The 9,552-nt window shown below is 70.9% G+C and carries 7 protein-coding genes, 4 tRNA genes and 1 pseudogene; 7 read left to right on the forward strand and 5 right to left on the reverse strand.

The genetic code is table 11. From position 1 onward, the window contains the following. Window positions 1-273 precede the first annotated feature (273 nt). Window positions 274-480, forward strand: coding sequence for a developmental transcriptional regulator BldC (bldC, locus tag LG634_RS33345; RefSeq protein ID WP_003949541.1), 207 nt, complete (start codon window positions 274-276; stop codon window positions 478-480). Between the two features lie 624 nt (window positions 481-1,104). Here bldC and LG634_RS33350 read toward each other — a convergent pair. Continuing rightward, window positions 1,105-1,178: transfer RNA gene (locus tag LG634_RS33350), tRNA-Asp, on the reverse strand. A 114-nt stretch (window positions 1,179-1,292) separates the two neighbouring features. After that, window positions 1,293-5,228 carry an ATP-dependent RNA helicase HrpA gene (gene hrpA / locus LG634_RS33355; protein ID WP_226739542.1) on the reverse strand — a complete coding sequence of 1,312 codons (3,936 nt, stop codon included), beginning with the start codon at window positions 5,226-5,228 and terminating at the stop codon, window positions 1,293-1,295. A gap of 637 nt (window positions 5,229-5,865) precedes the next feature. On the opposite strand from hrpA, the gene LG634_RS33360 reads away from it, so the two are divergent. Together LG634_RS33360 and LG634_RS33365 are read left to right on the forward strand one after the other, a co-directional pair. Further along, window positions 5,866-6,624, forward strand: a complete 759-nt coding sequence (locus tag LG634_RS33360) for a DsbA family protein (protein ID WP_226739544.1) — start codon at window positions 5,866-5,868, stop codon at window positions 6,622-6,624. Next, complete coding sequence (locus LG634_RS33365; protein WP_226739546.1) at window positions 6,624-7,451, forward strand: cytochrome c biogenesis CcdA family protein; 828 nt, start codon at window positions 6,624-6,626, stop codon at window positions 7,449-7,451. Before LG634_RS33360 ends, LG634_RS33365 begins: the two co-directional genes overlap by 1 nt. Before the next feature lie 42 nt (window positions 7,452-7,493). Here LG634_RS33365 and LG634_RS33370 read toward each other — a convergent pair. From LG634_RS33370 to LG634_RS33380, 3 genes are all read right to left on the reverse strand, one after another. Continuing rightward, window positions 7,494-7,567, reverse strand: a tRNA-Phe gene (locus LG634_RS33370). Window positions 7,568-7,589: 22 nt separating this feature from the next. Continuing rightward, a tRNA-Asp gene (locus LG634_RS33375) sits at window positions 7,590-7,663 on the reverse strand. A gap of 39 nt (window positions 7,664-7,702) precedes the next feature. Then, window positions 7,703-7,775, reverse strand: a tRNA-Glu gene (locus LG634_RS33380). 104 nt (window positions 7,776-7,879) lie between these two features. On the opposite strand from LG634_RS33380, the gene LG634_RS33385 reads away from it, so the two are divergent. The 4 genes and pseudogenes from LG634_RS33385 to LG634_RS33400 form a co-directional block, all read left to right on the forward strand. Next, window positions 7,880-8,230, forward strand: a complete 351-nt coding sequence (locus tag LG634_RS33385; RefSeq protein ID WP_226739548.1) for a metallopeptidase family protein — start codon at window positions 7,880-7,882, stop codon at window positions 8,228-8,230. Further along, window positions 8,227-8,715, forward strand: a complete 489-nt coding sequence (locus tag LG634_RS33390; protein ID WP_372482540.1) for a fluoride efflux transporter FluC — start codon at window positions 8,227-8,229, stop codon at window positions 8,713-8,715. The genes LG634_RS33385 and LG634_RS33390 overlap by 4 nt, the downstream gene beginning before the upstream one ends. After that, window positions 8,712-9,089, forward strand: a complete 378-nt coding sequence (gene crcB / locus LG634_RS33395) for a fluoride efflux transporter CrcB (protein WP_226739550.1) — start codon at window positions 8,712-8,714, stop codon at window positions 9,087-9,089. The genes LG634_RS33390 and crcB overlap by 4 nt, the downstream gene beginning before the upstream one ends. A gap of 138 nt (window positions 9,090-9,227) precedes the next feature. After that, a pseudogene (locus tag LG634_RS33400) lies at window positions 9,228-9,552 on the forward strand (hypothetical protein); the annotation flags it as partial.

A 9,552-nucleotide genomic window follows, 5' to 3' on the forward strand; every position in this document is an offset into this window, starting at 1 on the left:
GGCCCCCGATCGCTGTGTGACTGATCGTCACTGTGGGGTGACTGTCCGTTATGGGCTGGTCCATCGGCTTCCGTCGCGGATGAACACCTCAGAGGGCAATTCCATCGGTTTGGCCGACGAGGCTGGACGGATGGTGTAGTTGTAGTGCCGAGGACAAGCCGTTCGTCCTATAACCGACTCGGCCCGCGTCTGTCCATTTCGGGCAACGCGGGCCAAGGTGCAGAATTTAGAGGAAAGAACCGAGATGGTTCGGTTCTCCCGAGGAGGCCGCTCATGACCGCTCGCACCCCTGATGCCGAGCCGCTGCTGACCCCGGCTGAGGTTGCCACCATGTTCCGCGTGGACCCGAAGACGGTTACCCGCTGGGCCAAGGCCGGCAAGCTCACGTCCATCCGCACGCTGGGTGGGCACCGCCGCTACCGCGAGGCTGAGGTCCGCGCCCTGCTTGCGGGTATTCCGCAGCAGCGCAGCGAGGCCTGAGCACAGCAGCACCACAGCACCCCCGTTTTGCCGGGCGTTTATCGGGTCCCCCAATCCGATGGCCCCACCTAGCTTTATGCGGCCGGACCTGCCCCAACAGGCCCGCACCGTCGATCGCGCTGGACTCCGCCGGGTCCAGCGCGATTTTTTTTGTGCCCTCTCCGGCCGACGGGACCGGGGAGGGGCGCCGGACCGGCGTGCCGCCGGGAGCGCTGCCGGGCCTTCCGCTCGGGTTGCCGGGGAGGGGTCCAAGGGAGGTGCCATTGCACATATTAAATTGAAGGCCTGTATGGGTGCGATAAATGGTGTAGTTCCAAAAACTCATACGGTGACACCCGTCACATCTGATAACTCTTGTACATCCGGCATTGCACCCGTAAGGGGACTCCGCAGGAGAGACCGGTCATGCGGTCGGGGGACTTTGTGCGGTCGGCTAATCGGAATTAATCATTCCGCTCCGCGGGGGTGTTCAAACATCCGTCCGGGAGTCTGCGCGCACGAGTCTCCGGATGCGGGAGTCCGGACGTGGAGTCCGGACGTGGAGTCCGGACGCGGCCGGGTGCGAGAGAGTCCGGAAACGCCTTAGGGCCCGCATCTCGAAAGATGCGGGCCCTGAGTGAAAAGCGATCCTGACGGGACTTGAACCCGCGACCTCCACCTTGACAGGGTGGCGAGCTAACCAACTGCTCCACAGGACCTCGTTGTCGCCGACGCGCGGCTACGACGAGAACTGTACAACAGCCCGCGGGGTGCGTCGAACCAAGGCCCCGTCAGACGGCGCCGGGGTCCTGCCGGGCCTTCCCGGGCCCTTCTCAGGCACCGACCACGGCGTCGATGGCCTTCACGATCCGCTTGTCGGAGACCGGGTACGCCGTCCCCAGCGCGTGGGCGAAGTAGCTGACGCGCAGTTCCTCGATCATCCAGCGGATGTCCGTGACCGCCTCCGGGACCGGCCGGCCCTTCGGCTGCTGCTCCAGCAGCCAGGCGTACTCGTCCTGCATCTCGTGGACCTTCTCCATGCGCGTGGTGTCGCGCTGGGCCCCCGTCGGCATCTGCTGGAGCCGCCGGTCGGCCGCCACCAGGTAGCGCATCAGGTCCGGCAGCCGGCGCAGGCCCGTGAGGGTCACGAAACCGGCCGGCACGAGGGCCGCCAGCTGGTTCCTGACGTCCTGCACGTTGTTCAGCAGGGCGAGGCTGTTCGTGCCCTTCAGGCGCCGCTCACAGGCCTGCCAGGCAGCCAGGATCTGCTGCACCTGGCCCACCGTGCGTACGGTCGTGTCCACGAGGTCGGCCCGCACGCTGTCGTAGAGCTTCCGGAACGACTGCTCGTCCCAGGCCGGCCCGCCGTGGTCCGCGATCAGCTTGTCGGTCGCCGCGGTGGCGCAGTCCTCGAACAGTGCCTGCACCGAGCCGTGCGGATTCCGGGACAGCGCCAGCTTCTGCTGGTTGGAGAGCTTGTCCGAGGCGAACTTCGCCGGGTTCACCGGGATGTTCAGCAGGATCAGCCGCCGGGTGCCGCGCCACATCGCCTGCTGCTGCTCGGCCTCCGTGTCGAAGAGACGTACGGCCACGCTGTCGCCCTCGTCGACCAGCGCCGGGTACGCCTTCACCGGCTGGCCCGCGCGCCGGGTCTCGAAGACCCGGTCCAGGCTGCCGATCGTCCAGTCGGTCAGGCCCTTGCGCTCCACCGACTCGCCGCCCGCCCGCTCGGCGGTCGCCGCCGCGGCCTTGGACAGCGCCTGGCGCGCCTTCGGCTTCAGCGTGAGGCGCAGGGCCTCCAGGTCCTTGTCCTCGGCGAGCTTCCGGCGCCGCTCGTCGACGATCCGGAACGTGATCTTCAGGTGCTCGGGGATCCGGCCCAGGTCGAAGTCGTCGGCCGTGACCGGGATGGCCGTCATCCGGTGGAGCTCCCGGGCCAGCGTCGTGACCAGCGGCTCCTGGAGCGGAACGGCAGAGTCCAGGAAGCGGGTCGCGTAGTTCGGCGCGGGAACGCAGTGCCGGCGGATCGGCTTGGGCAGCGACCGGATCAGCTCGGTCACCACCTCCCCGCGCAGGCCCGGGATCTGCCAGTCGAAGCCCTCGTCCGTGACCTGGTTGAGGACCTGGAGCGGGATGTGGACGGTCACGCCGTCGGCATCCGCGCCCGGCTCGAACTGGTAGGTCACCCGGAACTTCAGCGGACCCTGCCGCCAGGAGTCCGGGTAGTCGTCCTTCGTGACCCCGGCGGCCTTCTCCGTGAGGAGCATCTCCCGCTCGAAGTCGAGGAGTTCGGGCTCCTCCCGGCGCTTGTGCTTCCACCAGGAGTCGAAGTGCGCACCCGACACCACGTGCTCGGGGACCCGCTGGTCGTAGAAGTCGAACAGGGTCTCGTCGTCCACGACGATGTCGCGGCGGCGGGCCCGGTTCTCCAGCTCCTCGACCTCGGTGAGCAGCTTGCGGTTGTCGGCGTAGAACTTGTGGTGGGTCCGCCAGTCGCCCTCTACCAACGCGTTGCGGATGAACAGCTCGCGCGAGACCTCGGGATCGATCCTCCCGTAGTTGATCTTCCGCTGGGCGACGATCGGCACCCCGTACAGGGTGACCTTCTCGTACGCCATCACGGCGGCCTGGTCCTTCTCCCAGTGCGGCTCGCTGTACGTGCGCTTGATCAGGTGCTGGGCGAGCGGCTCCACCCACTCCGGCTCGACCTTAGCGTTGACCCGGGCCCACAGCCGCGAGGTCTCCACCAGCTCCGCCGACATCACGAACCGGGGCTGCTTCTTGAACAGCGCCGACCCCGGGAAGATCGCGAACTTGGCCGACCGGGCGCCCAGGTACTCGTTCTTGTCGGTGTCCTTGAGGCCGATGTGCGAGAGCAGGCCGGCCAGCAGCGAGACGTGCACATGCTGCTCGGGGGCGTCGGCCTCGTTGACGTGGATGCCCATCGTCTTGGCGACCGTGCGCAGCTGCGTGTAGATGTCCTGCCACTCGCGGATCCGCAGGAAGTTCAGGTACTCCTGCTTGCACATCCGGCGGAACGAGGACGAGCCGCGCTCCTTCTGCTGCTCGCGGACGTACCGCCAGAGGTTGAGGAAGGCGAGGAAGTCGCTGGTCTCGTCCTTGAAGCGGGCGTGCTGCTGGTCGGCCTGGGTCTGCTTGTCGGACGGGCGCTCGCGCGGGTCCTGGATGGACAGGGCCGCCGCGATCACCATGACCTCGCGGACGCAGTTGTTCTTGTCCGCCTCCACCACCATGCGGGCCAGCCGCGGGTCCACGGGCAGCTGCGAGAGCTGGCGGCCCATGGTGGTGAGCCGTTTCTTCGGATCCTTCTGGGCCGGATCCAGCGCGCCCAGCTCCTGGAGGAGCTGCACGCCGTCGCGGATGTTGCGGTGGTCCGGCGGGTCGATGAAGGGGAACTTCTCGATCTCGCCGAGGCCGGCGGCGGTCATCTGGAGGATGACGGAGGCCAGGTTGGTCCGCAGGATCTCCGCGTCCGTGAACTCCGGACGGGCGTTGAAATCGTCCTCGGAGTACAGCCGGATGCAGATGCCGTCGGAGGTACGGCCGCAGCGGCCCTTGCGCTGGTTGGCGCTGGCCTGCGAGATCCGCTCGATCGGCAGCCGCTGGACCTTGGTGCGGTGGCTGTAGCGGGAGATCCGGGCGGTGCCCGGGTCGATCACGTACTTGATGCCGGGGACGGTCAGCGAGGTCTCGGCCACGTTCGTCGCGAGCACGATCCGGCGTCCGGTGTGCTGCTGGAAGACGCGGTGCTGCTCGGCGTGCGACAGCCGGGCGTACAGCGGCAGCACCTCGGTGAAGCGGAGCTTCTTCTTCTCCAGGGCGTCCGCGGTGTCGCGGATCTCGCGCTCGCCGGAGAGGAAGACGAGGATGTCGCCGGGGCCCTCGGCCTGGAGCTCGTCCACGGCGTCGCAGATCGCGGTGATCTGGTCGCGGTCGCTCTCCGCCGAGTCTTCGTCGGCTCCCTCCAGGAGCGGGCGGTACCGCACCTCGACGGGGTACGTACGGCCGCTGACCTCGACGATCGGGGCGTCGCCGAAGTGCCGGGAGAAGCGCTCGGGGTCGATGGTCGCGGAGGTGATCACGACCTTGAGGTCGGGGCGCCGCGGCAGCAGCTGGGCCAGGTAGCCCAGCAGGAAGTCGATGTTGAGGGACCGCTCGTGCGCCTCGTCGATGATGATCGTGTCGTACGCGCGCAGCTCGCGGTCGGTCTGGATCTCGGCGAGCAGGATGCCGTCCGTCATCAGCTTGACGTAGGTCTGCTCGGCGTCGACCTGGTCGGTGAAGCGGACCTTCCAGCCGACGGTGCGGCCGATCTCCGACTTCAGCTCCTCGGCGATGCGCTCGGCGACGGTACGGGCGGCGATCCGGCGCGGCTGGGTGTGGCCGATCATGCCGCGGACACCGCGGCCGAGGTCCATGCAGATCTTGGGGATCTGGGTGGTCTTGCCGGAGCCGGTCTCGCCGGCGACGATCACGACCTGGTGGTCGCGTATCGCCTCGGCGATCTCGTCCTTCTTCTGGCTGACCGGCAGGGCCTCGGGATACGTGATCTCGGGCTTGCGCGCGGCGCGCGCGGCCACCCGCTCGGCTGCCCGGTCGGCCTCCGTGGCGATCTCGTCGAGGACGGCCTGCCGGGCCTCGGGCTTGCGGATGCGGCGGGCGCCTTCGAGACGACGGCCGAGCCGGTGAGCGTCGCGGAGCGAGATTTCACCGAGGCGGGTCTGCAGGGCGGCGAAGGAAGTAGACATACAAGTTCGATGCTCTCACCCGCGGGCCGCGGGCGGCGAACGCATTTGTGGTGCCACCCCGTACCATTTCCGGACGAGATCCCCCGAACCGATCCGCCACGCGAGTGAGAGGCGCCCACCGCATGCCCCGCCGACCCCGTCCCGTGGCACTCGTGACGGCGCTGGTGGCAGGGCTCGTCCTGGTGCTGACGCTGGCGGGGGTGCTGTGCGGGGTGGGCCCGGCCCCATCCACCGATTCCGCTTCTGCTTCCGCAGCGGCGTCCTCGCCGGTCTTCGCGCCGGTCGCCGCGCCGGCTTCGGAACCGGCCTCCGCGGCCCCTGCCGCACGGCCCGCCGGCCGGGCGGACACGGCCGCGGTCCTCGGGCCCGGGCAGGGACCGGGGTGCGACCCCGGCGACCGGGACCCGCACGGGCCGGTGCCCGGCGCGCCTGCGCGCAGTGCCGAGCACGCCGCCGTGCCCCTGGCGCGCGCGGTGCCCGGGGTGACCGGGTGGCGGGCGGACACCGGGGCCGTACCGTGTGCCGTGCGGGGGCCCGAGGGGTCCGCGCCGGACCCCGTGGAGCTTGCCGTGATGCGGGTGTAGGAGGCCGGCCAGCCCGCCGGTCCCCGTTCGTACCCGTCCCACGGAGCTCCCGCATGTCCCGTTCTTCCTCCTCTTCCTCCTCCGCATCGGCCCGCAAGCCGCTGCTGGCCGCCGCCGGTGTCGCGCTCGCCGCCGTCACCCTCGGGCTGGTCTCCTGGCAGGCCACCGCGCCTGCCGAGGAGACCGCCGACACCGCCTCTTCGTCGGCCGCCGCGCCCGCCGACCCGCACGCCGCCGGCGCCCGCCCCGAGCTGGTCGCCCTGGCCCGCCGCGAGGCCGCCGACCCGATGGCCGTGGGCCGTGCCGACGCGCCCGTCGTCCTCATCGAGTACGCCGACTACCGCTGCGGCTACTGCGGCAAGTACGCCCGCGACACCGAGCCCGCCCTGATCGAGAAGTACGTCGAGAACGGCACCCTGCGCATCGAATGGCGCAACTCCCCGATCTTCGGCGCCGAGTCCGAGGCCGCCGCCCGCGCCGCCTGGGCCGCCGGCCGGCAGGGCCGCTTCGCCCAGTTCCACGCCGCCGCCTACGCCGAGGGTGCCAAGGAGCAGGGCTTCGGCGCCGACCGGCTGGCCGAGCTGGCCAAGCAGGCCGGCGTACCGGACCTGGCCCGCTTCACCCGCGACATGGACGGCACCGAGGCCAAGGCCGCCCTGGCCCGGGACACCGCCGAGGCCCAGCGGATCGGCGTCAGCTCCACCCCGTCCTTCCTGGTCAACGGCCGTCCGATCGCCGGCGCCCAGCCGGAGTCCGCGTTCACCGAGGCCATCGAGGCCGCCGCCCGGGCAGCCGGGAAGGCGAAGAACTAGTGGAGATCGGATACCTGGCCGCCTTCCTCGGCGGCCTGCTCGCGCTGCTCTCCCCGTGCAGCGCCCTGCTGCTCCCCGCCTTCTTCGCGTATTCGATCGACTCCACGTCCCGGCTGTTCGCCCGGACCGGGATCTTCTACGCCGGGCTGGCCACCACCCTGGTGCCGCTCGGCGCCGCCGGGTCCTTCGCGGGCCGGTTCTTCAACGGCCACCGCGACCAGCTGGTGCTGGCCGGCGGCTGGCTGATCATCGCGCTCGGCATCGCCCAGATCCTCGGTCTGGGCTTCGCCTCCCGGCGGATGGCCGAGCTGTCCGGCAGGATCCGCCCGACCACCGCGCTGTCCGTGTACGCCCTCGGCGCGGTCTACGGACTGGCCGGCTTCTGCGCCGGCCCGATCCTGGGCAGCGTCCTCACGGTGGCCGCGGTCAGCGGCAGCCCGGCGTACGGCGGCCTGCTGCTCGCCGTGTACGCGCTGGGCATGGCGGTGCCGCTGTTCGTGCTGGCGCTGCTGTGGGAGCGGTTCGAGCTGGGGAAGCGGCGCTGGCTGCGTGGCCGGACCCTGCGCGCCGGCCGCCTCGGACTGCACACGACCTCGCTGCTGTCCGGGCTGTTCTTCATCGCGCTGGGCGCCCTGTTCCTCGCGTACGACGGGGCCGCGGCGCTGCCGGGTCTGCTCGACGTGGACGACTCGTACGCCGCGGAGCAGTGGGTGCGGGGCTTCGCCGACGGGATGCCGGACTGGGCGGTGCTGGGGCTGGTGGCACTGGGTGCGCTCGGCACCGGTCTGGTGCAGTGGCGCCGGAAGGCCGCGGCGGACCGGGAGTGAACACGAGGAAGGCCCCGTCCGCTGGACGGGGCCTTCCGTTTGTGGCTGGGGCCGGGGTCGAACCGGCGACCTATCGCTTTTCAGGCGATCGCTCGTACCAACTGAGCTACCCAGCCACGAGATCGTTTCCGACCTCAGCGATCCTGACGGGACTTGAACCCGCGACCTCCACCTTGACAGGGTGGCGAGCTAACCAACTGCTCCACAGGACCTTGCAGTGTGCGAGAGCAAGTCTTGCACACGGTAATGCGTACCCCCAACGGGATTCGAACCCGTGCTACCGCCTTGAAAGGGCGGCGTCCTGGGCCACTAGACGATGAGGGCTAAAGGCCCGCCGGGGCGCTTTCCAGCGCGTCGGGGACGTGAGAAGCATATGGGATGGGATCGGGTATCGCCAAAACGGTTTGCTCCGGGGGGAGAATGGCGGCGTGCTGGAGATGACGCGTGAGGAGTTCGAGGAGCTCGTCGCGGAGGCCCTGGACCGGATCCCGCCGGAGCTGACGCGCCTGATGGACAACGTCGCCGTGTTCGTGGAGGACGAGCCTCCGGCAGACGATCCGGAGCTGCTGGGGCTGTACGAGGGGACTCCGCTGACGGACCGCGGCGAGTGGTACGCCGGCGTGCTGCCGGACCGGATCACGATCTACCGGAACCCGACCCTGCGGATGTGCGAGTCCCGCGAGGACGTGGTGGCCGAGACGGAGATCACCGTGGTGCACGAGATCGCCCACCACTTCGGGATCGACGACGACCGGCTGCACGCACTGGGGTACGGGTGACCGACCGGCCCGATCCGGGCGCGGAGGCGATCGACCCGGACGTCGACCTGCACGTGCCCGCACAGCGGGCGGAGCCGCAGGGCCGGGTGCTGGCCGCGGTGGCGGCCGGCGGGGCGCTGGGCGCGCTGGCCCGGTACGGCATCGGGCTGCTGTGGCCGGCGGCCCCGGGGGGCTTCCCGTGGGCGACCTTCGGGATCAACGTGGCCGGGTGCGCGCTGATCGGGGTGCTGATGGCGCTGGCCGGCGAGGGTGGCCGGACGGCGCATCCGCTGGTGCGGCCGTTCCTGGGAACGGGTGTGCTCGGCGGCTTCACGACGTTCTCCACCTACGCCGTCGACTTCTCGCGGCTGCTGGACCGGGGTGAGGCGGGCACCGCGCTGGCGTACGCCGGGCTCACTCTGGCCGGTGCGCTGGGTGCGGTGTGGCTGGCGGCGTCGGTGACGCGGCGGCTGGTCTCCCCGGTGCGGGCGGGGGGCGCCGGGTGAACTGGCTGCTGGTGGCGGTGGGTGCGGCGGTCGGGGCGCCGCTGCGGTACCTGACGGACCGTGCGGTGCAGGTGCGGCACGACTCGCTGTTCCCGTGGGGCACGTTCACGGTGAACGCGGCCGGCTGCCTCGTGCTCGGGGTGCTGACCGGTGCCGCGCTGGCCGGGGACGACCCGGCGGGGCTCCAGGCACTGCTGGGGACCGGGCTGTGCGGGGCGCTGACCACGTACTCGACGTTCTCGTACGAGACGCTGCGGCTGGCCGAACGCGGCATGCGGTTCCTGGCGGTGGCGAACGCGGCGGGGTCGGTGCTGGTCGGGCTGGGCGCCGTACACCTGGGGCTGACGGTGACGGAGAGCCTGCTCGGGCGGTGACCGCCCGGCGTGCGGGCGCTGCCGTACGGGGCGCTCGCGGACAGGCCGTGTCCTCGGGCGCGTGTCCCAAGGGGGGGTGCGGGAGTTGTCACATTGACCCGCCCATCGCGGACCCACGCCCTTCCGGAGGTGCCGCCCGTGCGCCAGTTCCCCGCTTCCGTCCGACTGGCCGTCACCGCGCTCGCGGTGGCGGCGTCCGCGGGCTGCATGAGCGTCACCGACGAGGCTGCCAAGCCCGGGCCGTCCGCATCCGCCGGCCGGCAGGAGGCGATCGGCGAGTCGGACGGCGGGGCCGCGTCCGGTCAGGGCGGGCACGGCCGCTCCGGCCACGCCGCGAAGAGCGGTGCGCAGGCCAAGGGCGGTAAGGCCGGCGAGGACGGGAAGGACGGCGGTGGCGGCGCTTCGCCGAGCCCCGGTGCGGCGGCCGGTGCGCCCGGCGGCGGCCCCTCGCCCAGCGGTCCGC

It is taken from the genome of Streptomyces bambusae, assembly GCF_020532645.1.
GTDB classification, from domain to species: Bacteria; Actinomycetota; Actinomycetes; order Streptomycetales; family Streptomycetaceae; genus Streptomyces; species Streptomyces bambusae.

Bases quoted from the DNA above. Each gene is read 5' to 3' on its own strand.
- bldC (WP_003949541.1), top strand. From the start codon at position 274: ATGACCGCTCGCACCCCTGATGCCGAGCCGCTGCTGACCCCGGCTGAG.
- hrpA (WP_226739542.1), bottom strand. From the start codon at position 5,228: ATGTCTACTTCCTTCGCCGCCCTGCAGACCCGCCTCGGTGAAATCTCG.
- LG634_RS33360 (WP_226739544.1), top strand. From the start codon at position 5,866: ATGTCCCGTTCTTCCTCCTCTTCCTCCTCCGCATCGGCCCGCAAGCCG.